General features: G+C 55.0%; 17 protein-coding genes. 9 read left to right on the top strand and 8 right to left on the bottom strand.

Translation table 11 applies throughout. The annotated features are described in order from the left end of the window. The 3 genes from gspL to gspN are packed head-to-tail and all read left to right on the top strand — an operon-like array spanning nt 1 to nt 2,747. Complete coding sequence (gene gspL, locus D888_RS0103985) at nt 1-1,359, top strand: type II secretion system protein GspL (protein ID WP_020675242.1); 1,359 nt, start codon at nt 1-3, stop codon at nt 1,357-1,359. After that, entirely contained in the window at nt 1,360-1,884 is a 525-nt protein-coding gene (locus D888_RS0103980) for a hypothetical protein (RefSeq protein ID WP_020675241.1), read from the top strand. Continuing rightward, entirely contained in the window at nt 1,884-2,747 is an 864-nt protein-coding gene (gene gspN, locus D888_RS0103975) for a type II secretion system protein GspN (protein WP_020675240.1), read from the top strand. The genes D888_RS0103980 and gspN overlap by 1 nt, the downstream gene beginning before the upstream one ends. 253 nt (nt 2,748-3,000) lie before the next feature. On the opposite strand, the gene D888_RS0103970 is transcribed toward gspN, so the two are convergent. From D888_RS0103970 to D888_RS0103960, 3 genes are read right to left on the bottom strand one after another with little or no spacing between them, the layout of a single operon-like run. Then, nucleotides 3,001-7,290: a hypothetical protein gene (locus tag D888_RS0103970; RefSeq protein WP_020675239.1), complete on the bottom strand. Its 4,290-nt coding sequence runs from the start codon at nt 7,288-7,290 to the stop codon at nt 3,001-3,003. 24 nt (nt 7,291-7,314) lie between these two features. Then, a complete protein-coding gene (locus D888_RS0103965) occupies nt 7,315-7,812 on the bottom strand; it encodes a hypothetical protein (RefSeq protein WP_020675238.1) in 498 nt (165 codons plus the stop codon). Next, nucleotides 7,813-9,102 carry an RNA-binding protein gene (locus D888_RS0103960; protein ID WP_020675237.1) on the bottom strand — a complete coding sequence of 430 codons (1,290 nt, stop codon included), beginning with the start codon at nt 9,100-9,102 and terminating at the stop codon, nt 7,813-7,815. A gap of 536 nt (nt 9,103-9,638) precedes the next feature. Here D888_RS0103960 and lon point away from each other — a divergent pair. From lon to D888_RS0103945, 3 genes are all read left to right on the top strand, one after another. Continuing rightward, on the top strand, nt 9,639-12,119 hold the full coding sequence (gene lon / locus D888_RS0103955; RefSeq protein ID WP_020675236.1) for an endopeptidase La: 2,481 nt from the start codon (nt 9,639-9,641) through the stop codon (nt 12,117-12,119). Next, entirely contained in the window at nt 12,116-12,346 is a 231-nt protein-coding gene (locus tag D888_RS0103950) for a hypothetical protein (RefSeq protein ID WP_020675235.1), read from the top strand. The genes lon and D888_RS0103950 overlap by 4 nt, the downstream gene beginning before the upstream one ends. 204 nt (nt 12,347-12,550) lie before the next feature. Continuing rightward, nucleotides 12,551-14,632: a monovalent cation:proton antiporter family protein gene (locus D888_RS0103945; protein ID WP_020675234.1), complete on the top strand. Its 2,082-nt coding sequence runs from the start codon at nt 12,551-12,553 to the stop codon at nt 14,630-14,632. A gap of 44 nt (nt 14,633-14,676) precedes the next feature. On the opposite strand, the gene D888_RS0103940 is transcribed toward D888_RS0103945, so the two are convergent. From D888_RS0103940 to D888_RS0103930, 3 genes are all read right to left on the bottom strand, one after another. Beyond that, nucleotides 14,677-15,471 (bottom strand): ABC transporter ATP-binding protein, encoded by a 795-nt coding sequence (locus D888_RS0103940; protein ID WP_020675233.1) that lies wholly within the window; start codon nt 15,469-15,471, stop codon nt 14,677-14,679. Beyond that, nucleotides 15,468-16,355 (bottom strand): ABC transporter permease, encoded by an 888-nt coding sequence (locus D888_RS0103935; protein WP_020675232.1) that lies wholly within the window; start codon nt 16,353-16,355, stop codon nt 15,468-15,470. Before D888_RS0103935 ends, D888_RS0103940 begins: the two co-directional genes overlap by 4 nt. A 90-nt stretch (nt 16,356-16,445) precedes the next feature. Further along, on the bottom strand, nt 16,446-17,384 hold the full coding sequence (locus tag D888_RS0103930; RefSeq protein WP_020675231.1) for an ABC transporter substrate-binding protein: 939 nt from the start codon (nt 17,382-17,384) through the stop codon (nt 16,446-16,448). A 199-nt stretch (nt 17,385-17,583) separates the two neighbouring features. On the opposite strand from D888_RS0103930, the gene trpS reads away from it, so the two are divergent. After that, a complete protein-coding gene (gene trpS, locus D888_RS0103925) occupies nt 17,584-18,549 on the top strand; it encodes a tryptophan--tRNA ligase (RefSeq protein ID WP_020675230.1) in 966 nt (321 codons plus the stop codon). Here trpS and D888_RS0103920 read toward each other — a convergent pair. Continuing rightward, nucleotides 18,543-18,725 carry a hypothetical protein gene (locus tag D888_RS0103920; RefSeq protein ID WP_020675229.1) on the bottom strand — a complete coding sequence of 61 codons (183 nt, stop codon included), beginning with the start codon at nt 18,723-18,725 and terminating at the stop codon, nt 18,543-18,545. The two genes, trpS and D888_RS0103920, sit on opposite strands and share 7 nt — an antisense overlap. A gap of 429 nt (nt 18,726-19,154) precedes the next feature. Then, nucleotides 19,155-20,375 carry a peptidase U32 family protein gene (locus D888_RS0103915; RefSeq protein WP_020675228.1) on the bottom strand — a complete coding sequence of 407 codons (1,221 nt, stop codon included), beginning with the start codon at nt 20,373-20,375 and terminating at the stop codon, nt 19,155-19,157. A 147-nt stretch (nt 20,376-20,522) separates the two neighbouring features. Here D888_RS0103915 and D888_RS0103910 point away from each other — a divergent pair, with 147 nt between their 5' ends. Next, complete coding sequence (locus D888_RS0103910; protein ID WP_020675227.1) at nt 20,523-21,197, top strand: tetratricopeptide repeat protein; 675 nt, start codon at nt 20,523-20,525, stop codon at nt 21,195-21,197. Between the two features lie 34 nt (nt 21,198-21,231). Further along, the gene (locus D888_RS0103905) at nt 21,232-22,293 is read left to right on the top strand and encodes a LysM peptidoglycan-binding domain-containing protein (protein ID WP_020675226.1); all 1,062 of its coding nucleotides are present in this window, start codon (nt 21,232-21,234) and stop codon (nt 22,291-22,293) included. The last annotated feature ends 19 nt before the right edge of the window (nt 22,294-22,312 follow it).

Raw genomic sequence — 22,312 nt, 5'->3', positions numbered from 1 at the left:
ATGCGACGTAGATATATTGCTGTGAAAGCCTCCCCTGAAAAGTGGGGATTTGTTGTCGCCACGGGAGATCACACCGAATCCCGCCTGTTAAAAGCAGGTTTTTTCGAGCGCGATCCGCAACGCCCCCTGGCAGATCAGCTGGCCGAAGTCTTCGAACCTCTGCAGATGACCGATCGACTCGCCTTGACCCTGCCGGGCCAAGGCTCACTGATCCGCTGGCTGGAGTTTCCCTTTAAGGAAGCGCGTAAGATCGCCGCGGCCGTACTCCCCGAAATAAACTCCCGTCTGCCTGAGAACCCGGGACAACGGGTCGTCTTTCATCAGATTCAAGAGACCGGCAAGGTTCTGACGGTTGCGGTTTCCAAGGAGACGATCGAAAGCTGCCTTGCTCAATTTGATGACAACCGTGAACCGGTCGGCTACCTGGGAATCACCCCTCTCTGCTATTTGCCCGGGCTTGACTGGCCCGTCAACAGTCTGCTCCTCACAATCGAAGCGGACGGTATTTGCCTGGCACGCGTCGAAGCCGGAGACCTGACCGATCTGCGTTTTCTGCCCCAGACCCTGCTCGAGGCCGAGGACGAAATTATCCAGCAGGCCCAGCTTCTGGCACGCTGTGGTTCGCCGCTGATGCGATTGCGGACGGCCGGAGTTGCGACAGAGAGCCCCCTGGCGATTGCGCTGAAAGCTGCGGGGTTCGAATTGGATCCCATCCGGTTCGACGCTGAAGGAAAACCTGTTCCGAATGATTTGATCACCCTGGCCGCCCTGGCCATGAGTGCTGTTCACTCAAGCCCGCAACAGATAAATCTGCGCTCGGGACCCTACAAACTTAAAAATGACTGGCAGGTCATCAAGCGTCGAGCCTCAATCGCCGTCGGTCTCCTGCTGACAACCCTGATAATCTTCGCGGGCAGCGCGTACCTGCAGGGACAACAGCGGACCTCCGAGCTTGAAGGTCTTCAGCAACAAATGAAAACCTTCTACCTGAAACAATTTCCAGAGGATAAGGTCCGGATTGCACCGGCTTTGCAAATGCAGTCAAAATTGAAAGAGCTGCAAAAAAAAGTGGCGCAATATGGCTCTGATACCGGAAGCGCCCTGAAACTGCTGCTGGCTGTTTCCCAGCATATGGATCAGGCCATTTCGGTCGATATCCGCGAATACGTGCAAAACGATGAAGGACTGCGACTTTCGGGCAGCACCACCAGTTTCGATGCGGTCAGTCGACTGCTCAGCGACCTCCAAAAGGAACCATTGTTTAAAGAGGTCCGGGTCATGGACAGCAAGCAGGCGATCGACGGGAGTCGGGTCGATTTCCAAATTCAAATTCTGTTGCAACAATCGAAGGGGAAATAGATGGCTGGCTTCGATCAGGAAAAACACCTCAAGCCCCTTATTGCAGTCTGCCTTGCGCTGCTCCTGCTCGGCTCGGGATGGTTGTATAACAGCCACCAGCAGCATCTCGCCCAGTTGGACCGTAAAATTGCGTCAGCCCGCAACGAACTGACCGAACTCGGCAAGACTCTGCAGGAATACCGCCAGCTTGAGAATCAACTCCACAAAATGCGCCCGCAGAAGTCAAACAGCACGAACACCAACCTGATCTCCACCGTGGAGAATGCCACTGAACAGGTTGGTGCCCGGAGTCTGTTAATTTACGTGCGCCCCCAACCCGATAAAGCCCGGGACGATCTCATTGAAGAAGGGGTCGAAATTAAACTGGAAAAAATGAAACTGCATCAACTGGTCGAACTTCTCTACCAGTTTGACAACACTGGTCAAAAGCTCAATGTCTCTCAACTGAGGATACGGACCCGCTTCGATAACCCGGAACAGCTCGACACCTCGATCATTCTGAGCCAATTCAAGGAGAAGCGTTGATGCCGACTGCAAAGTCCAGCCGCCTTGTCACCCTGGTGTGCCACCCGGCAACCCTCTGTATCGCCAGTTTTTTCATCTGCCTCATACTGGCACTGATTCTGTTTTTACCGCTTGATCCCTTTGCCCGGCAGTTGGAGCAACTGGCTAATGATCAAAAAGTTCACCTTTCGATTGGGCAGCCAGAACTCTTCTTCCCGCTGGGCGTGGGAGCAAAACGTCTGAGCATTGATTTAACACCGATCCCGCACCCTCCCATAGAACTCAAGAATATCGAGCTGCAACCCCTCTTGTTAAGCCTATTCGGGAAGAACCAGGGAGTTAGTTTCAGCTTGAATGCCTATCAGGGGGAGATCAGCGGCACAGCCTATCGCGACGGCAATCTGCAAACCACGTTCGCGGGACTTCACCTCGATGAATCACTCGCCCCTCGACTGCCTCTCACCCTCACCGGTGTCCTCACCTCTGGTGAATTTGAAGGTCAGCTCCCATTTGCCGGCAAAAATCAGAGCCAGCTGCAACTTGAACTGAACAATTTAACCGTCAAGGGCATGAAAAATCTGGGCAGCGAAGGTGATCTGCTGCCCATCGGGCAACTGACCTGTCGCGCCGAAGCCAAAGGCCCGATTGTCCAGATTGTCAGCCTCGCCTCAAACAGTCCGGCCTTCGAAATAAAAGGGAGCGGCAGCCTGCGTCTGGGTCGGGTTCCGGCAAACACCAGCCTGAACCTCAAGCTGGTCTTCACCCCCAAACCCGGCCTTGATCCGGCGTTAAAAGACCTGCTTAAGCTGATGAAAAAACCCCAGCCTGATGGCAGTTATCAACTCAGCCTGCGCGGTGCACTGACGAATCTGCGCATCAACTAAACAATCTTTTCTGGTTACCCAGTTCACTCCATTTGGGGAAGGATGTGCACACGAGCACATCATCGTTATGAGTAGAACCAACTGATAGTCAGCAATCTTTTAGCTCTGATGCTTCAATAGGAAAAGCCCGCCGATTGGCGGGCTTTTCCTATCTCTTGGTGGGTTTCAGATCAGCAGGGATGAACGTTGCTGCTGCCGACAACTCTGGGTTTGCTGTACTTTTTCATAGAGGCTCTCCTTTGGTTGTTGACGACTACTGTTTCGGGGCCAGGGTATTCCAGCCGTTGTTCTGAATATCCAGGGCGTTGCTCGTTGTTTTGCGGTGGCAGTTGTTGGACTGGGCAGTCGCGTAGGTCACCGCGCTGCGATTAGGGTTAGTCCAACCTCCCAGCTCGGTATCAAGACAGTTGGTGATCAGCAGCGCCGGCAGGCCGGTGGCATGCGGGCTGTGGCACTTCGAACAACTGAACTCATGGGCTCGCGCACCGACGGTGCCGGTGTGGCCGCCGATACCGCTCGCACTGTACCAGTTGCTGTAATCGCCGCCACGCGTTTTCGTGTCAACAGTTCCGCCGTACCAGCCAGAATTACGGGTAGCGTAAGTTTGGTACATGCCACCACCCCTGCCCCAGGCGGGAGAGTTGCTGTCAATCTGAGCGCCCAAGCTCTTGCTACCCTGCATCGCCATGTAGTAGTTGCCGCCGCGACGACCATCGAACAGGTTGACCCTGTTAAGTCCCGAGCCGCCAAGCACGGCGTTGCTATGGCCGTTGCTGCCGTACCACAGCGAGCTGCCGGTATAATAGTCCATGCCATCGACATTGGTGCCGTGACACAGAGTGCACAACCCGGCGGTGCCAGCCAGAGTCTTGCCGCTGGTCGGGTTGCCACTGTTCTGGTCGATGAAATAACCGCCGCCCGTCGCACTGGTCGATTTCGGTCGTGGCATACCGCCGCTCTGGGCGCTGTTGTAGTAGTGAGTGTTGCCGCTGAATGTTTCGTTCTTGGTCGGCGGCACATCGGCGTTGTAAGGATCGCTCAGCCATGTGCCACGCAGGTAAGGAGCAGCAGTACCGCCGTCACCAAGCGCCTTGTTCAGACTGTGGACATCGTGACAATAACTGCAGCGGATGTCCTGCTTGTTTTCAAGAACCACCTGGCTGGTGTTGCCGGCCCCGGCAGCATTGCCTGGCAGTGAGGCGTTCAAGGTCCCGCGGTTGACCCGGCCACTGCCGTCCACATTATTGGCGACCGATGAGGAATGCCCGGTGATACCATTCATATTGACCGAGTGTACCGAGGCGATCGGACGGGTCAGGCGACTGTCGTAGGCATCCTGCCGCCAGGCACTGGTGTTCGTCCAATCAGAGACGTGACTGCCCGCGGTCTTGGCTGTTGCCAGGACACCGAACTTGTAGGTTGCGCCGCCGCCGCTGGCCAATTCACCGATGCCGTTGGCATCGTGGCAACCCCAGCAGATCTCGGCTTCAGTCCCCTTGCCGTTGATACTGGCAACCGTACCCGGCCCTCCAAGATTGATCCCACCGTGGGTGGTGTAATCAATCCCCAGAATCGTCTGCATATTTCCGGTGACATGGGATTCACCCGCCACAGTTATCCAGCTGCTTGGTGGCAACTCGATGGTTACTCCGCCGCTCCCGACATGTCCACTGTGGCAGTCGGTACAATTGCCGAAGGCTCCGCCGGAGGTTGTGGCAACGTGGGTGCTACCGCTGGTGACCGCCGGTGCGCCGACGGTATTGCCGCTGTAGTGGCACGAGGTACATTTTCCAGGGCCTAAGTCACGCAATTGCAGAGTCCCGCTGTTGCCAGTTCCCACGCGGTGGCTGGTGTCGTTGGCGTGGCAGGCGCTGTTGTCGCAGCCGCCGTTGCTGGCGTTATAAGCGGCATCATCGGTGGGGTCAGTGTTGTTGTTGCCGTTCATCGTGACCTTGCCGTCGATATGATCCGTCGCGGTCACATAAAGGTAAGAACCGCCGAGGACACTGGTCGCCATTGGCTGCTGCACCGAACTGCCATCATCTTTGACCCCGTGGCAGAACGAGCACTGATCGTGATTGGCGACGATCCCGGCTGCATCATGATTGACCGGCGTAACGCCAGGGGCATGCTTGTTGTTGGTCGAATTCGGCGGATAGCCATGACAACTGTCGCAGGAGCCGCCCCCGCCATATTCGTGAGTCTGTACCGGCAACCCGCTGTCTGACAACTCGTGCAAAGAATTATCGGCATGACAGGCCTTGGCGCAACCGAAGGTCGTTTCGTTGTACTCGGCACTCTGGTTATTATTGGGCAGGGAGATGCCGTTCATCTCGATGTTGCCGTCGCGATGGTAACTGCCGAGATACTGGTCACCGCCGTTGGGAGTGTTGTCCGTCGCACCGTTGGCCAAGCTGTAGCCATGACAGATATTACATTCGTTATGGTTTGCCGTCACTCCGCTGGTCGAGAACTTGTCATGATTGACCGGGGTTATGCCGACATGTTTATTGTTTGCCGCATCGGCACTCGATGTCGGCGGATAGCCATGGCAGCTGTTGCAGGCTCCTGAACCATACTCATGGGTCTGCACCGGCAGGCCACTGTCCGTAAGTTGATGAGCCGAGTCGTTCGCGTGACAAGCCTTGGCGCAGCCATGGGTTGTCTCATCATATTCGGCGCTTTCATTGTTGTTCGGCAGCGAGATCCCGTTCATCTCGATCTTGCCATCCTGGTGATAGCTGGCCAGATAGGCATCGCCACCAGTAGCGGTGTTGTCGGTCAGGCCGTTGGTCTGGCTCTTGCCGTGGCAGACGTTACACTCAAGATGCTGGGCAAGAATATTGGCGCCGCTGTGGTCGACCGGCGTCACTCCGCTTGGATGCTTGTCGTTCGCACTGCCGTCAGTGGTCGGCGGATAGCCATGACAGGCGTCACAGGAACCCGACCCATAGTCTCCGGGCTCAATGGTCAGCCCTGAACTGGTCAGCTGATGCGTGCTGTCATTACCATGGCAGGCGAGAGTACATCCACCGTTCGCGCTGTCATAACCGGCGCCGAGGACATTCATCTCAAGATTACCGTCCAGGTGATCGCCACCTTCGTTCAGTGCCGGGTCACTGGCGTTAAACATCTTGTAATCACTCGAGCCCAGCTTGGCGACCAGTTTTCCTGGCTGGTCGTCACTGGCACCATGGCAAACGGAGCACTCTTCATGGAGAGAAACCGCAGCTACCGAGAGGTGATTCACCCCGGTACCACCCGTCAGATCTGTGCCGCCAGCTGGTGGTTTACCGTGACATGCGGTGCAGTCAAGGGTGAAAGTCGTCGTCGAGGTATGGCAGGTGATGCAAGCCGGCGCCGTGCCGCTGCCGGTGTCAGTGTCGTTCACATTGTGGCAGAGCGCGCAGGCGGTACTGACGTTGCCCGCCGCGAAGTGTGTCCGGCGACCCGCACCGGTGTCGACTAAATTGAAAGTCCAGCGGTCGGCATCGGCCGGGTGAGCGGCGTTCTGCGCATGACAGGTTTCACAGCCATTGGGCATCGATCCGGTCGCCAGATTGAAACGCGGGTTACTACCAGCACCTCCGGTCGGATTGTCGCTGTGGCACTGCTGACAGTTGGTCAGATCGGCCTTGGCCGCCGGACCGTGCAAATTGGGGTCGGTAAAGGGCACGGCATGAGGTACCCCCGTCGGCCCTGTCGCATGGCAGACCAGGCCGTTATGACCCGGAGTGTAACAGCTCGGCGCCGCAGGAACCGGGCTGGCGCCGACATTTGAGGTGGTGTTATGGCACAGGGCACAACCGGTCGTACGCGTGATGTCAGTGACCGCCGGAGAACTGTGGACTACACCGGGCGTGACCGTATCGGCTTTAACCCAGGTGGTTGGATGAGCCATGGCCGCAGTGTGGCAGGCGGAGCAGTTGCCGACACCATATTTGTCGATAACGAAACCACCGTTGAAATTATTGTCCGGTGTGCCATGACAGAGCAGACAGTAGTTGCCCATATTCAGCCCGGTCGCACCTGCGTCCTTGGCCGCGGGTCCGTGAACACTGCCCGCGGCATAGGCACCATGAGGTGCCGGCGGCCAGCCGGCGGTGCCGGTCGTGTGACAGCTGGTATTCTGGCAGGTCGGACCCGAACTCCCTTCGAGATTCACGCCATGACACCCCGCGGTTGCGCAGGTTTTCCAACCGATCCTCTCCGTGGGAGAAACGGTCGCGGAGAAATTTGCCTGGTGTGCATTTAGCGGATCGCCATTCCAGGAAGCCGGGTGTGCCCCGGTAAAGGGAGGGCCCGAGGCATGGCATTCGAAACAGCTCACCGCGTCGCCCGCACCCTTAAAATCAAAGCCATGACAGCCCTGACAACCACGCAGATCCACTTTCGCCTGGGCCCCATGAAGCGCAACCCAATTAGTCGGGTGGGGAGACGGCGGTGCATTCCCGCCGATCAGTGGGGCATCAGAGTTACTGCTGGAACAGCCAGCTACAACCGCCAACAACAGAATTAATAAGAACATTTGCAGGTTTTTCATAGCTATCAGTCTCCCTGGCAACGCTTAGCCGTGACAACGAACACAGTTTTCGGCAGTTTTGGGGTTGCCGTGGCAGCGGAAGCAGGAAGAGGGATCGACACGGCCATCAATGCGGTGTCGCGACAAATAGTCACCCCGGTGCTGCATCCGCCGATACGTTTCGGTCGGATTCTTGTCGCTCGGCTTCAATTCGACGCGGGTCGCATGACAATCGCTGCAGAAATTCCTGGTGTGACACATACTGCAGACCCGATTCTGACGTGATGCGGGCAGGCGGTGATCCTGGCCCCAATAAATTGTATGATTAAACTGAGCCCAGTTGAAATTTTCATTGTGGCGCTCATGACAATCGGTACAAATCGGGGGCTTCGGCGGAAGATCGGCATCAACCGGATGCTTATCTGGTGGCACGTAGCCGCTTTTGTCCAGGGCACAAGCCGCCAACAACAGAATAAACCCAAAAATTATCAGCACTCGCAGATTGTTACGCATCAGTTTGGCTCCACAGGTCAACGTTTTCATTTAAAACCCCCTGCCGAAATAGTAAGTCGCAGAGAGCATCCCTTTAACATCCGAAGAATAAAGAGGATCTACGCTATAGTCGCCAGATAATTTGACATCGAGTGCCTTATCGAAAAAATGTTTGCCCACACCGAGAGAGAGAAACAGGGAACTGTCTTTGGAGTAAATTTTTTGATCATAAAGGGCATAGACCAGGTCGGCCGAGATAAAATCGACCTTGAATTTAGCGGGGAGTTGATCCTGGTAGGTATAAATTCGCAGGAGCAGATAATTATTTTTGGCTGCCTCACCTTTCATGTAACCGAGTTCGCCACCGGTCTGAGTATGTTCTTCACCAACAAAGTTAACCACAGCCGAAATGTACTGAGAGCTGTCATTCTTGTCATAGGTATAGTATTTAACCTTCCCCCCGAGATTCCAGTTTTCGGATTTAAGCCAGGTGCCGTCCAGTCCAAGAATCCCTAGCTTCTCGCCACTTTTAGCAAGATTGAGAAAAGGCAGAGCCGCCTTGTCGCCGGTACCGAAATAGCTGTCATAATTGTAGTACTGCAGGTACGGTTTGAAGGTGAAGCTGTCGATTGGAATCTGCAGCTCCCAGGAGTGTTCGGCAAAGCTTGATGCATCCGTATTGAATTTCGAAAATCCGTAAAGAGTCATATCCTTAGGCAAATACCAGGTCAGATCGACTCCCAGCATGCGATCGGCGGCATTGCCGTCATTATTTGAGAATTTGCTCGAAACACCAAGATCAAAGGCATCTGGCCGGTGGTAAGCGACACGGCCGCCGACAAGGACATCGCCACTCCGGCCGTTGGTGGAAGACAACCCAACCGGAAACCCGGCATAGCCTGAGACCGAAAACGCAGGCGTCAGAGCGCCGGCCGCCCATAAGCCATCCAGCGTTTCGTTGGCTACCCCTTCAAAAACATGTTGTCTCCCCAGGCGGGCCCGCAAAGAACTGAACGGCTTGCGGTATTCAACATAACCATATAGCAGCTCTCCTTTGGATTGACTGGCGTAGTAACGACTGTCAGCCATATCGTAGCGCCCCCACCCATAGCCATGAAGACTGAGGCTGGAAGAGATGTCCTTGACGTTAAATTTGAGATAGCCGTAGCCAGGTAAAACCTGCGAACTCCCCTCAGTGGGGATGTCACGCTCGAAGCCCCGAAACAGCGTCTCAACCTGAACGTCAGTACTGAGTGAAAATGCTGTGGCGGGGAACAGAAAAACGAGGAACAGCAACACGCAAAATAATCTTTGCCCAGCAAGCAGAGCGGCATGTCTCATGCGCAAACCTCCTGAAGACCCACGTAAAAGGCGAGTGGGAGACTGAAAGCAGGGGCCCTTTCGCAAACAAGCAGGGCTCAACCCAGATGTAATTTATTAAGAATTAAATGGGGAGATCAGCAGGGAAAGGCAACAACAGGACTCCCCCAAAACATTGTTATAAACATACCCTTAAACTTCAGTAATTTCTACTGTATTTTTAATAATTAATCCTGTTTCCCCAGTCAAGGCACATTAAATGCCTTAATAAAAACCCCATAAAAAAGGTGGTACACTGATCAACATAACCCCACACCATATACATTGAAAAATGTGTATTACTCCAGATTCGTGGATTCAAGCGGCAATCCGGCCCCTGTTTTTGTACTTCAGGAGACAGGCCTCCCCCTCCCGGGCCCTGCCACATTGTCACCCAAAACGATGGGCGGTTGACAGTCCCGGGTCAATCGATTAACTTCGCCGACAATTGGCCATGTTACTATCTATAACTCTGGCCACTCCCGCAGACAGGGAACAGAAAACGGAGCTGATTTCTAATGCACGATAATTTTGAAGATCACGATGAATCGATCGAGTACGAAATCGAAATCGAAACCGATACCGACGTAACAGCGGTTCCAGATGACGGTCTGGTTCTGGCGCGCGACACTCTGCCCGGGGCCCTGCCGATCATCCCCTTGCGGCCACGCCCTGCTTTTCCTGGCGTCATCATTCCACTGACGGTCAACGGTCGTGAACGCGTTCAGACCATTCAACAGGCGATGGATTCACCATCACAAACCGTCGGCCTGGTAATGGTGCTTGAGCTGGATGAGGATGATGCGACGGATAACCTGCAGCGGGTCGGAGTTGCGGCCAAAATTCTCAAATTAATTCATGCCGAAGAGGAGAGCGCGCACGTGCTGGTGAACAGCCTTGAGCGATTCACCATCGAACGAATTTCTGAGCGCAAAGGGATTATCTACGCTGAGGTTGAATATCCGACCGCAGAGATCGAAGTCGCTAACGCCGAACTCAAGGCCTATTCAATGGCGATCATTGCGACCTTGAAGGAGCTTGTTCAGATCAACCCGCTCTATTCAGAAGAGATCAAACTCTTCCTCGGTCGTTCAAGCATGGATGACCCAGCCCGCCTTGCTGATTTTGCCGCCAACCTGACAAATGCCGACGGTTTTGAACTGCAGGAGGTACTCGAAACCTTCAACCTGCACGAACGGATTGACAAGGTGCTGGTGCTGCTCAAAAAAGAGCTTGAGGTGTCGCGCCTGCAGACCCGCATCAGTCAACAGATTGAAGAGAAGGTTTCGGCCCAGCAGCGTGAATTTTTCCTGCGCGAGCAGTTCAAGGCGATCAAGAAGGAGCTCGGACTCGAAAAAGAGGGAAAAGTCACCGAGATTGAAAAGTTTGAAAAACGCCTAAAAAAGCTGACCCTCAACGCCGAAGCACAGAAGGCGGTCGATGAAGAGATCGAAAAACTGCAACTCATCGACCCCTCATCCCCGGAATACAATGTCAGCCGCAACTACCTTGACTGGCTGACCGTGCTCCCCTGGGGGAAATTCAGCAAAGACGCCTACGATCTGCAGCGCGCCCGCAAGGTGCTCGACCGTGATCACTACGGGCTGGACGACGTAAAAGAGCGGATCCTTGAATTTATCGCCGTCGGCAAGATGAAGGGCGATATTTCAGGTTCGATCCTCTGCCTGGTCGGCCCTCCGGGGGTCGGCAAGACCTCGGTCGGCCAGTCGATCGCTTCTGCGCTTAAACGTAAATTTTACCGTTTTTCGGTCGGCGGCATGCGTGACGAAGCCGAAATCAAGGGTCATCGCCGCACCTATATCGGCGCCATGCCGGGCAAGGCGATTCAGGCGATGAAGAGCGCCGGCACCGCCAATCCGGTGATGATGCTCGATGAGATTGACAAAATTGGCGCCAGCTTTCAGGGTGACCCGGCTTCGGCCCTGCTCGAAGTACTCGATTCCGAGCAAAATGGCAGCTTCCGCGATCACTACCTGGATGTCCCCTTCGACCTATCGAACGTGCTGTTTGTCGCCACCGCCAACCAGCTGGATACGATCCCGGCACCGCTCCTCGACCGGATGGAAGTGATCCGCCTCTCGGGTTACATCCTCGAAGAGAAGCTTGAGATCGCACGGCGCTACCTGATCCCCAAGGCCCTCAAGAATCACGGGATCAAACGCGGTCAGGTCAGCATTCCCAAAAAAACCCTGGTGCATATTATTGACCTCTATGCGCGTGAGGCCGGCGTGCGGGGTCTCGAAAACCGGATCAAACGGATCATGCGCAAGGCCGCTATGGAGTTCGCCGAAGGGCGCATGGACAAAATCACCATCGGCATGCGCGATATCGTCAAATTCCTCGGCAAACCTGTTTTCAGTGAAGAAGAGGTCTTTGAAGCGGCGCCAGGAGTCGTCACCGGACTCGCCTGGACGCGAATGGGGGGCGCCACCCTGCAGATCGAAGCGACGGCGATGGCAAGTAAAACAAAAGGCTTCAAACAGACCGGACAGCTCGGCAAGGTGATGGTCGAAAGTGCTGAGATTGCCTACAGCTATGTGATGGGGCATTTAAGCGAATACAAGATTGATGCTGAATACTTTGATACGCATTTTGTCCACCTGCATGTGCCGGACGGTGCCACCCCGAAAGACGGCCCTTCAGCCGGAATCACCATGACCACTGCCCTACTGTCGATGATTCAGAAGCGGCCTACCATCCGCAACCTCGGCATGACCGGAGAACTCAGCCTCACCGGGCGGGTTCTGCCGATCGGCGGACTTAAGGAGAAGACCATCGCCTCGCGGCGCGCAGGCTTAAAAACCCTGATCTTTCCTGCAGAGAACCGCAAGGACTATGATGATCTCCCCGAATACCTGCGTGAGGGGCTCGATGTGTACTTTGTCAAAACCTATCCCGAGGTGTTTAAAATCGCCTTTGGTATTAAACGTGAACACCTGAAACCGATTAAAATAAAGCCACAGGGGGCCATGGAATGACCGTAGAAGAAATTAAGAACAGCCTGCTCACACTGAGCAAAGAGGAGAAGCAAGCCTTTATCCTCGAAACCCTGCCGATTCTGGCAAAAGAGGTGATTAAGGAACCGGGTTTCATGATGCAGCTTTTTCCGGTGATGCTTGGCATCCTTAAAGAGAGCGGCATGGACCTGCAACAACTGCTTGCCTTCGCCAGCATGATGGGTGGCACACAGGAACAGAAAAATTAAACATCACGCCTGACCACTCGTTTCACCTTTATGGAACTGAGTGGTCAGGCAGGCGTCGAAAGGACCAAACGGGGATTTGCTCTTTACCTGGGGTCGTTCCCTTTGACGTTACAACCCGAAGTAACCAAAAATTCCACAAGCTATTAAATTCAACCTTTTCACCAAAAAGCCCGCACCCAACAATTCTGGCCACAGGGAGTCAGGATGAATGATCCCCATCAATTTCTGAGCGCGCTCACGGTGGTCTTGTGTGTTGCTGCCTTCACAACCGTACTCTTTCAGCGCCTGAAACAACCTGTCATCCTCGGCTACATCCTTGCCGGCCTGCTCATCGGGCCACATGTCCCCTTCCCACTGGTTGCAGATCTAGGTATCGTCCAGACCCTCTCCGAGGTCGGGGTCATTCTGGTCATGTTCTCGCTCGGGCTTGAGTTCAGCCTGCGTAAACTGGGCTCCGTCGGGCCACCCGCCGCCTTGACCGCGCTGTTCGAGACCAGCCTGATGATGTGGCTCGGGTACACCGTAGCCCAACTCTTTGGCTGGACCGCCATCGAAAGCATTTTCACCGGTGCGGTGCTTGCCATCTCCAGCACGACGATTGTGGCGAAGGCCTTTCAGGAGCAGAGCGTTTCCGGAAAACTGCGCGAGATCGTCTTCGGAGTCCTGATTGTCGAAGACCTGATCGCCATCCTGCTCCTCGCGGCCCTCACCGCTATCGCCACCGGCAGCGGTCTCGCGCCGGGCCCGCTGGCAATTACCCTCGGCAAACTCGCGGCTTTTCTGCTCGCGCTGATGTCCATCGGCTTGCTCCTCGTACCTCGTGCGATGCGCCTGATCATCGGCCTCAAGCGACCCGAAACCATCATCATCTCCAGTGTCGGGCTCTGCTTCGCGCTGGCCCTGCTGGCTAATGCTTTTGGCTACTCTGTTGCTCTCGGCGCCTTCATCGCCGGATCGCTCATCGCCGAATCGGGGGAAGAAAAACAGGTCGAAAAACTTGTCGAACCGGTGCGCGACATCTTCGCCGCAGTCTTTTTCGTTTCGATCGGAATGCTCATCGACCCGGCGCTGGTGATCGCCCACTGGCGTGCGATCCTGATCCTGACCCTCGTCGTGATCAGCGGCAAACTCTTCGGGGTATCCGTCGGAACATTTCTCACCGGAACCCGCCTGCAGACCTCGATCAAATCAGGGATGAGCCTGGCCCAGATCGGGGAATTCTCCTTCATCATCGCCGGGCTCGGCATGACGCTGAATGCCACGCGCGACTTCCTCTCCCCGGTTGCGATCATGGTCTCTGCGCTGACGACCCTGACAACCCCCTGGCTGATCCGTGCCTCGGACCCGGTTGCAAACTGGATCGATCACGTTCTGCCACGACCACTGCAAACATTCAGCGTGCTTTACGGCAGCTGGATCGAAGGATTACGCAAGGCGCCCCGCTCCCGTGGCACGGTCGCAAAGATTCGCAGACTCTTTTTGATGCTGCTCCTTGATGCCGCTATCTTTGCAGGAATCCTGGCCGGAGGGACCAATTACAGGACAGGTCTAATTGAAATCATCCAGGGTCGCACCGGTCTATCGTTTATATTTTCCGGGCTTCTACTGATTGCCTCCATGATTGCGCTCGCCGCCCCATTTTTCCTGGGAGTCCTGCGCCTGGGGCGCCGGCTAGGGGTCACGCTTGCCGAACTCGTACTTCCCGCCAGCGGTCCGAACGGACTTGACCTTGCCGAGGCTCCACGTCGCATGCTGGTAATCACCTTTGAGATTGCCATCCTGCTCCTCATCGGGGCACCGATTGTCGTTTTAACCCGCCCTTTTCTGTTTATCGGCCAGGGCGGACTCCTTCTGCTGGCCATGATCATCATTCTCGGCATCGCGTTCTGGCGTAGTGCCACCAACCTGCAGGGGCATGTCCGCGCGGGCAGCGAAGTCGTCGTCGCAGCACTCGCCAGGCAATCCCGCTCACGGGAAGGTGCTTCGCCGCAGGAGGACCTCGCGCAAATCGAAAAACTGCTCCCCGGACTTGGCACCTTTTCGGCCGTCCCTCTGACCACATCTTCTCCGGCGGTGGGGAAAACCCTTGCCGAGCTCAATTTACGAGCCTTGACCGGGGCCTCGGTCCTTGCGATTACGCGTGCGGAAGGTCCCATCATCGCTCCGACTGCTCACGAAATTCTTCTAGCGGGCGACGTACTCGCCCTCACCGGAACCCAGATCGCTATCGACTCCGCGCGGCAGCAGCTCGAAAGACAAACACCGCCCAAAAAGAAACAGGGCTGACATTGCCAACCCTGCATCATAACCAGATAACCACCTGTTAACCTTCAGACCAGCAACATCCGGTCAGAGACAAACTCCTCCCCGCGTACGCTGTAAAACTTCTTCAACAGATCATCGACATCGAGTGCCGACTTCTCAGCCCCGGCTACATCCAGAATCACCCGACCGGCGTGCAACATGATCAGACGATTTCCCAACTGCAGCGCCTGGCGCATGTTATGCGTCACCATCAGTGCTGTCAGCTGTTGTTCTGAAATCAGCTTGACGGTCAGGGCCAACACCTGCTGAGCAGTCTTCGGATCAAGGGCGGCGGTATGCTCATCGAGCAACAGCACCTGCGGACGAATCAGGGTTGCCATCAACAGGGTCAGCGCCTGCCGCTGCCCGCCCGAGAGCAGGCCGACAGGATCGCGCAGACGCTCCTCTAATCCCAATCCCAGCTGCTGCAGCTGCTGGCGAAAAAGTTCACGGTCGACACGCCTTACCCCTGTTCCCAAACCATGTCGCTTGCCGCGCCGATTGGCCAGGGCCAGATTCTGTTCAATCGACAGGGGCGCGCAGGTTCCGAGCAGTGGGTCCTGGAAGACCCGACTGATCAGGGCCGCCCTGCGATGTTCGGGCCAGCTGCTTAAATCCTGGTCAGCGATCCTGATATGCCCGCTGTCGATAGTGTAACTGCCGGCCAGACAGTTGAGCAGCGTGCTTTTCCCCGCCCCGTTGGAACCAATGACGGTAATAAAATCACCCTTTTCAACCTGAAGGTTGATCCCGGCCAGAGCCAAGACTTCGTTGATGCTGCCATGATGAAAGGTTTTGACCAGATCGCTGATATCAATCATCGCTTCATGACCTTTCGTCGCAGATTGGGCAGGGTCAGCGCACCGACCACCAGCAGGGCGGTCAGCAGATTGAGATCGCTCGGAGTAAAGGAGAACTGACCCAGTTTGAGACTCAGGGCCAGAGCGATCGCCAGCCGATACACTACCGAGCCGAGAAGGGCCGCCAACAGCGCGCGACCGATTGAACGCCCGCCGAAAAGGGTTTCGCCGACAATTACCGAAGCGAGGCCAGCGACGATGGTTCCGACCCCCATATTGACATCGGCGGCGCCCTGACTCTGACAGAGCAACGCCCCACTCAGGGCGGCAAAACCGTTCGACAGGCCGACGGTGAGAATAATCACGCGACTGGTCGCCACCCCCTGACTGGTGATCATCTGCGGATTGGCGCCGGTCGCCTGCATCGCCAGCCCGAAGGCAGTACGCAATAACCAGAGCAGAGCCAGCAGTCCAACAAAACTGAACAGTCCGAAGAGCAAAGGTGCGGCGTTGAACATTCCGAAACCGGCATTGGTCAAGGGGTCGAGGATCGTCGGCTTGCCGAGCAGGGTCATATTCGGACGACCCATGACGCGCAGGTTGATGGAGTAGAGGGCGATCATGGTCAGAATCGAGGCGAGCAGATGCAGAATACCGAAACGGGTATTAAGAATACCGGTCACCGCACCGGCGACAAACCCGGCCGCCATGGCCAGCAACAACGACAGATAGGGATCGACCCCGGCGGTGATCGCCACCGCCGAAACCGCCGCCCCCAACGGCAGACTGCCATCGACGGTCAGATCCGGAAAATCAAGAACCCGAAAGGTCAGGTAGACGCCGAGCACCAGAAAACCGTAGGCGAACCCCTGCTCCAGCGCCCCCATGAACGCATAATATGTCATACAAAACCTGCGTGAATCACAGCAACACGCAAAGCATGAAAAACCCCTTATCCTTCAACCCGGGTCCCTATGCCTTGCGTGCTGTGAAATTTATTTGATGATCTTATCCGCTTTTTTCAATAACTCGGGGGACACCTTGAGCCCCATTTTTTCAGCCGACCCGGGGTTGAGGTACATCTGAAACTCGCGCAGGGTTTCAACCGGCAGATCACCAGGCTTGGCCCCCTTAAGGATCCGGGCGACCATTTCACCGGTCTGACGACCCATTTTGTAGTAATCAACCGCCAGGGCAGCAACCGCGCCACGCCCTACCGAATCGGTGTCTGCGGCAAAGACCGGAAGTTTCGCCTGATAACCAACCTGAGTGATCGACTCAAAGGCTGAAACCACGGTGTTGTCGGTCGGAATATAGATCGCCTCACAGCGACCGACCAGACTCCTGGCCGCCTGAAACACCCCGGCCGAGTTACTGACGGTGGCTTCCTCGACGGCAATGCCGCGCTTCTTCGCTTCGGCTTTCAGAACCTTGACCAGGGTCACCGAATTGGCTTCACCCGAATTATAGATAACGCCAAGGGTTTTTAACTTCGGCAGAAATTTCAAAATCAGTTCAAGCTGACGATCAATCGGGCTCATGTCGCTGGTGCCGGTAATCATCCCGCCCGGTTTTTCCAACGATTTAACCAGACCAGCACCGACCGGATCGGTCACCGCGGCAAAAACCACCGGGATATTATGGATCGCCTGGGCACAGGCCTGGGCCGTCGGAGTCGCGATCCCCACCGCCACATCAGGATTCTCTCCCAGAATCTGCTTGGCAATCAGGTTAGCCGTCGCGATATTCCCCTGGGCGATGTGATCCTGGTAGCTGACGGATAATCCCTGCGCCTTGAGTTCATCCTTCACCCCCTGCCGCAGGGCATCGAGCGCCGGATGCTCGACAATCTGATTAAACGAAACCTTGTATTGCTCGGCATTGGCACTCACCGCACACAGTAACAATCCACAAATCATCAATAATCTTTTCATCCCATGCTCCTTTTAAATAGGTCAGTGCATTCTTTGGATCGCCAATTTAGCTGTCAGGAAGTGCAAAGGTCAAGAAACTGTTACATCAGGGAGAACTTCTCCGGAAATCACGCATTCAAGCCGGTTGACGCTTCTTCGCCGCTTCTGCTAGATTCGCTGCGAATTGATCCTTTTCCTCCCTCTTCTGGAGTCTTAGAACATGCGCATACTCTCAGGCATTCAGCCTTCGGGCGCCCTGCATCTCGGCAATTATTTCGGCATGATGCAGAAAATGATCGCCTATCAGGAGCAGGAAGAACTTTTCTGCTTCATTGCCAACTACCATGCCCAGACCTCGCTGATTGATGGCAAGGCGCTGGCCAAGGGGACGCTGGAGGCGGCGGCCAGCTTTCTGGCGCTGGGACTCGACCCGGAGAAGAGTGTCTTCTGGGTTCAGTCCGATCTGCCCGAGGTCCAGGAATTAACCTGGATGCTCTCGAATTTTACCCCGATGGGCCTGCTGGAGCGCTGTCACAGCTATAAGGACAAGGTCGCGCAGGGGATCAAACCGAATCATGGCCTCTTCGCCTATCCGGTTTTAATGGCGGCAGATATTCTGATGTTTCAGAGCGACAAGGTGCCGGTCGGCAAGGACCAGAAGCAGCACCTGGAGGTCGCACGCGATATCGCGATCAAGTACAACAACGAATATGGCGAAATATTCACCGTCCCCGAACCGGATATTGATGACGATGTCGCAACGGTGCCGGGTCTCGACGGGCGCAAGATGAGCAAGAGCTACGGTAACACCATCGATCTGTTTCAGGAGGACAAGGCGCTGCGCAAGCAGGTGATGCGGATCGTCACAGATGCGACCCCGGTCGAAGAGGCGAAAAATCCGGAGACCTGCAATATTTTCCAGATCTACAGTCTGTTTCTCGATGTTGCCGGTCGTGAAAATCTGAAACAGCGCTATCTGACCCCGGGCCTGCGCTACGGGGATGTGAAGCAGGAACTGTTCGAGGTCATTCGCGACTTCTTCGCGCCCTTCAGTGCAAAACGGGAAGAGTTGCTGGCCAAGCCAGAGGAATTGCGTGAAACCCTGGCGCTGGGCGCAGAAAAAGCGCGGCGTGTGGCACTTAAGACCATGCGCAAAGTGCGTAAAAAAGGTGGGTTGATTTATTGATCAGACCTATCGTCGTCCCGGGTGAAGAAAATAAAAACCATCCCCGGGCGGCGATTCCCTTCGCGCATGGCAAATTGCAGAGAATCAAAATGCCAGCCCTCGGCGGTCCACTGATTCACCAGGACCTCAAGACTGTGATCGGTCACTTCACTGGTTTCGACAACTTTGTACAGCATCCAAGAACTCCTTAACCTTTGTCAGAAACAATGTCAGGCACAACACACAGATACCGTATCAGCCTGCAACTCAGCAGCCTTTAAATCGCCCCCTACAATCAGGGTGTGGCCCGCGATATCAGCATATGCGCCGAGAGCGGTTAACGGTTGAGATTTGCCGCCCCTCTCCTTCGCACATTTATCATAGCCTCCGGCGTTCGTGGCCGCTTTCAGCCCAGGACGAACGATAAACTCCAGTCGTCAATTAAATAAAAACAAAATTAGCTGATTTATTTCAGTATCTTAAAAAAACTGACAAAAAAGATCAGAAATAAGCTTGCCAAACCATGACCGTTCTGGTAATCTTCCAATCAGGCAACAACAACATTCGGCGCTCCCAGCTTCCCTCCTGGCTGGGGCGCCTTTTTTTTCTGCGTATTCCCGACCTGTTTATTTCTGCACAAGTTTGCGCCGCAGCATATCTCCGGCTTCAGCCCAACCGGGCAAACTGTCAAGCCAGACCTGAGAGTTAGGTTGGGCAACCGGCAGCTCATCCCCTTTGAGATCACGCAAGCCCGCTACCCGAATCAGAGCGCGTTTCATCTGCGGCCCGATCAGTTCCAGCTCTTCCCCGGGAAGAAAACGGTTGCGTCCTTCGACAAACAGTCCCGCTTCATTCTGGCGGATCAGACCGACGAAATCATGACTCCGTTGATAATGGGTATCACCGGCATGAATTTTCGCATCTTCGGTCCCGAATAAAAAACCCGTATCATAGGGACGATGACTGACGCTCTCTAACTCTAATCGCCAATTCGGATCGACCTGAGAGTCACCGGCCGCCAGACGATTCAGCGCTTGACGATACACATCGGTCACGACCGCAACGTAGTAAATCCCTTTCATCCGCCCTTCAACCTTAAAGCTGCTGACTCCGGCAGCGGCCAACGCCGCCAGATGTTCGACCAGACAAAGGTCACGACTGTTAAACAGATAGGTGCCGCGCTCATCCTGTTGGACGCTCATCACTTGCCCGGGGCGCATCTCTTCAGTCAGCTGGTAATTCCAGCGACAGGGCTGGGCACAATCACCCCGGTTGGCGCTGCGCCCGGTCAGGGCGGTTGAGATCAGGCAGCGCCCGGAATGGGCGACACACATAGCGCCATGCACAAAGGCCTCAAGTTCCAGTTCCGGCACGCTGCGAAAGGCGGCAATATCCTCGAGTGTCAACTCACGCGCCAGATTAATCCGGCCTGCACCGGCCTGGCGCCAGAATTTCCCGGCGGCCGGATTACAGGTGTTGGCCTGGGTCGACAGATGAATCTCCCGCTGAGGGTCCACTTGCCGCACCGTCGCCAGAACCCCGGCATCCGCAATGATATAGGCGTCCAGATCGAGCGGTATCAGCTCTTCGAGCAGCTGCTCAAGGACGGTAAACTCTTCTGCGCGCAAACTGGCATTCAGCGTCAGATAAATTTTGACTCCAGCTGCGGCGGTCAATCGTTTCGCTTCGTGCAAATCTTCCAGGCTGAAATTCCCAGCGCGCGAACGCAAACCAAAATTATCCACAGCCAGATAAACGGCATCAGCACCAAAACGAACAGCAACTTTCAATTTTTCCAGATCGCCGGCCGGCACCAGCAATTCAAGATGTTTTTCAATAACACGCATAACGTCAGTTCCTTTTATCCCGTTTGTTTGGGGGCCGAGAATAACACAGTCGGGACCAGAAGGTGTATCTTCTGCAACGCGAATAACTTGACAACCTCTTAATAACCCTATAATTTTTACGAATTAATAAAAACCTATCGGATTAATATGCAGAGACCATTTCAAATCTTGCGTTCGCCAATCATGCTGGTTCTGTTCGCACTTCTGATGCAGACGGGCGGATGCGCCACTCCGCAAGCCTCAAACGGGTTACAACAGCGGATTGACGAACTCATCAAGGTTCAGCAGCAACAGGCCCAGCAGCTTGCGCAGTTGACTCAACAATTAACGAGCCTGCAGCCGCAGGCAGCTACACCAGCCCTGCAAACACCAGTTCCGTCCTCACAGGTCAAGGAACCGACACAATTACAGGCACCAAAAGTGATTGCTACGACAGAGCCGGCCCCGATCTCTGAAGCGGCCGAACTCTACATGGAAGCCTTCGCGGCAATTGCAACCGGGCAGATGGCAGAGGCTGAAAGTGGATTCAGAACCTTTATTCAGCGCTTCCCCGATCATGAATATCTGGCAAATGCCAACTACTGGCTGGCGGAGGCATTGCTGGCCCAACATAAAACCAAAGATGGGGAAACCCTGCTCCTTAAAATAATCGACACTCCAACGGAACAGCAGAAGGCTCCGGCGGCAATGGCCCGTCTGGTCAGCTATTATCATGAGATCAACGACCAAGATAAAGCCGCGGCCATGCTGCAGATGCTGAGTACAAACTACCCTGAAAGTCCTGAGCTGAAACGCCTGATGCGCAGTACAGATACGCGCTGATGGAAATACTTTCTCTTGGCAAAATGAGGAGACCATGAATAAACAGATCCGTGTCTTGCTTTTACTGCTGTTCCTGCTTATCGGTCTGCCGTCGATTGCTGCCCTGGCCGCAGAGTCCCGCACCTACACGATCAAGAAAGGGGATACTCTGTGGGGTATCTCTGAACGTTTCATCAAAGACCCCTATTACTGGCCTACTCTCTGGGCAGCAAATCCCGACATCACCAATCCGCATCTGATTTATCCAGGACAGAAAATTCGCCTTTATAACGGTCGGATTGAACTGATCCCTGAATATTCAGGCGCACAAAAACCCAAGTCGGAACCAGCGATCGAGCCGCCGAAGCCAGTTGTCGAGACACCGGAACCTGTCGCTGAAACATCCGTCGTCACTCCAGAACCTGACAAACCCGTTAAATTCCTAAAAGCCACCACCAGTGGAGAAGGATTTATCCTGACCGATGAAAAAGCACTCGGCACCCTGGTCGATTCGGTTGATGGCCGCGTATTGCTGACCCGGAATGACATGGTCTTTCTCAACATGGAGAACCCGGCTCAGGTTGTCATCGGCGACACATACAGCCTGTTCAGTCGCGGCCCTGAAATTAAACACCCCGTCACAAAAAAGCCATTCGGGACCATGATGTACGATCTCGGATTTGTTCAGGTGACCGCCATCAACGGCAACACAGTCGTTGGCAAGATCGGCGATGTCTATCGTGAAATTGAACGCGGGGCGGAACTCTTTGAATATGTTGAGCCTGTCCACGATATAGAACTTAAAAAGGCGAACGGCGACCTGCACGGGGTTATCGTATCGGGACAACAGAGCAAACAGACCCTGGCCCAGGATGACATCATCTATGTCGACCTCGGCTCAAAGACCGGCCTTCAGGTCGGGAATATTCTCTACGTGTCTCGGCCGCGCAAACCAACCGCGTTGGCCGGTAAAGAGCACAAAGAGTTGCAGCTCCCGGACGCACTTCTTGGGGCGGCACTGGTGATCAAAACCCGCGACTTGAGTTCCGCCGCACTGCTGTTCAAAAGCACCTCCGAAATGCATATCGGTGACCACGTGATGGCCGCCAGCGAGTAGTTAACCGCATATTTGACAA

Origin of the sequence: Geopsychrobacter electrodiphilus DSM 16401, from assembly GCF_000384395.1 — a bacterium.
GTDB lineage: Bacteria > Desulfobacterota > Desulfuromonadia > Desulfuromonadales > Geopsychrobacteraceae > Geopsychrobacter > Geopsychrobacter electrodiphilus.
The sequence above is the reverse complement of the archived record's forward strand: the minus strand, read 5'-3'. Positions and strand labels throughout refer to the sequence as shown.

What these genes read in the sequence shown, in the direction of transcription:
- D888_RS0103935 (WP_020675232.1), bottom strand. Translation starts at nt 16,355, where the DNA reads ATGACATATTATGCGTTCATGGGGGCGCTGGAGCAGGGGTTCGCCTAC.
- D888_RS0103950 (WP_020675235.1), top strand. Translation starts at nt 12,116, where the DNA reads ATGACCGTAGAAGAAATTAAGAACAGCCTGCTCACACTGAGCAAAGAG.
- D888_RS0103960 (WP_020675237.1), bottom strand. Translation starts at nt 9,102, where the DNA reads ATGAGACATGCCGCTCTGCTTGCTGGGCAAAGATTATTTTGCGTGTTG.
- D888_RS0103940 (WP_020675233.1), bottom strand. Translation starts at nt 15,471, where the DNA reads ATGATTGATATCAGCGATCTGGTCAAAACCTTTCATCATGGCAGCATC.
- D888_RS0103970 (WP_020675239.1), bottom strand. Translation starts at nt 7,290, where the DNA reads ATGAAAAACCTGCAAATGTTCTTATTAATTCTGTTGTTGGCGGTTGTA.
- D888_RS0103945 (WP_020675234.1), top strand. Translation starts at nt 12,551, where the DNA reads ATGAATGATCCCCATCAATTTCTGAGCGCGCTCACGGTGGTCTTGTGT.
- D888_RS0103980 (WP_020675241.1), top strand. Translation starts at nt 1,360, where the DNA reads ATGGCTGGCTTCGATCAGGAAAAACACCTCAAGCCCCTTATTGCAGTC.
- lon (WP_020675236.1), top strand. Translation starts at nt 9,639, where the DNA reads ATGCACGATAATTTTGAAGATCACGATGAATCGATCGAGTACGAAATC.
- gspN (WP_020675240.1), top strand. Translation starts at nt 1,884, where the DNA reads ATGCCGACTGCAAAGTCCAGCCGCCTTGTCACCCTGGTGTGCCACCCG.
- gspL (WP_020675242.1), top strand. Translation starts at nt 1, where the DNA reads ATGCGACGTAGATATATTGCTGTGAAAGCCTCCCCTGAAAAGTGGGGA.
- D888_RS0103905 (WP_020675226.1), top strand. Translation starts at nt 21,232, where the DNA reads ATGAATAAACAGATCCGTGTCTTGCTTTTACTGCTGTTCCTGCTTATC.
- D888_RS0103930 (WP_020675231.1), bottom strand. Translation starts at nt 17,384, where the DNA reads ATGAAAAGATTATTGATGATTTGTGGATTGTTACTGTGTGCGGTGAGT.
- D888_RS0103915 (WP_020675228.1), bottom strand. Translation starts at nt 20,375, where the DNA reads ATGCGTGTTATTGAAAAACATCTTGAATTGCTGGTGCCGGCCGGCGAT.
- D888_RS0103910 (WP_020675227.1), top strand. Translation starts at nt 20,523, where the DNA reads ATGCAGAGACCATTTCAAATCTTGCGTTCGCCAATCATGCTGGTTCTG.
- D888_RS0103965 (WP_020675238.1), bottom strand. Translation starts at nt 7,812, where the DNA reads ATGAAAACGTTGACCTGTGGAGCCAAACTGATGCGTAACAATCTGCGA.
- D888_RS0103920 (WP_020675229.1), bottom strand. Translation starts at nt 18,725, where the DNA reads ATGCTGTACAAAGTTGTCGAAACCAGTGAAGTGACCGATCACAGTCTT.
- trpS (WP_020675230.1), top strand. Translation starts at nt 17,584, where the DNA reads ATGCGCATACTCTCAGGCATTCAGCCTTCGGGCGCCCTGCATCTCGGC.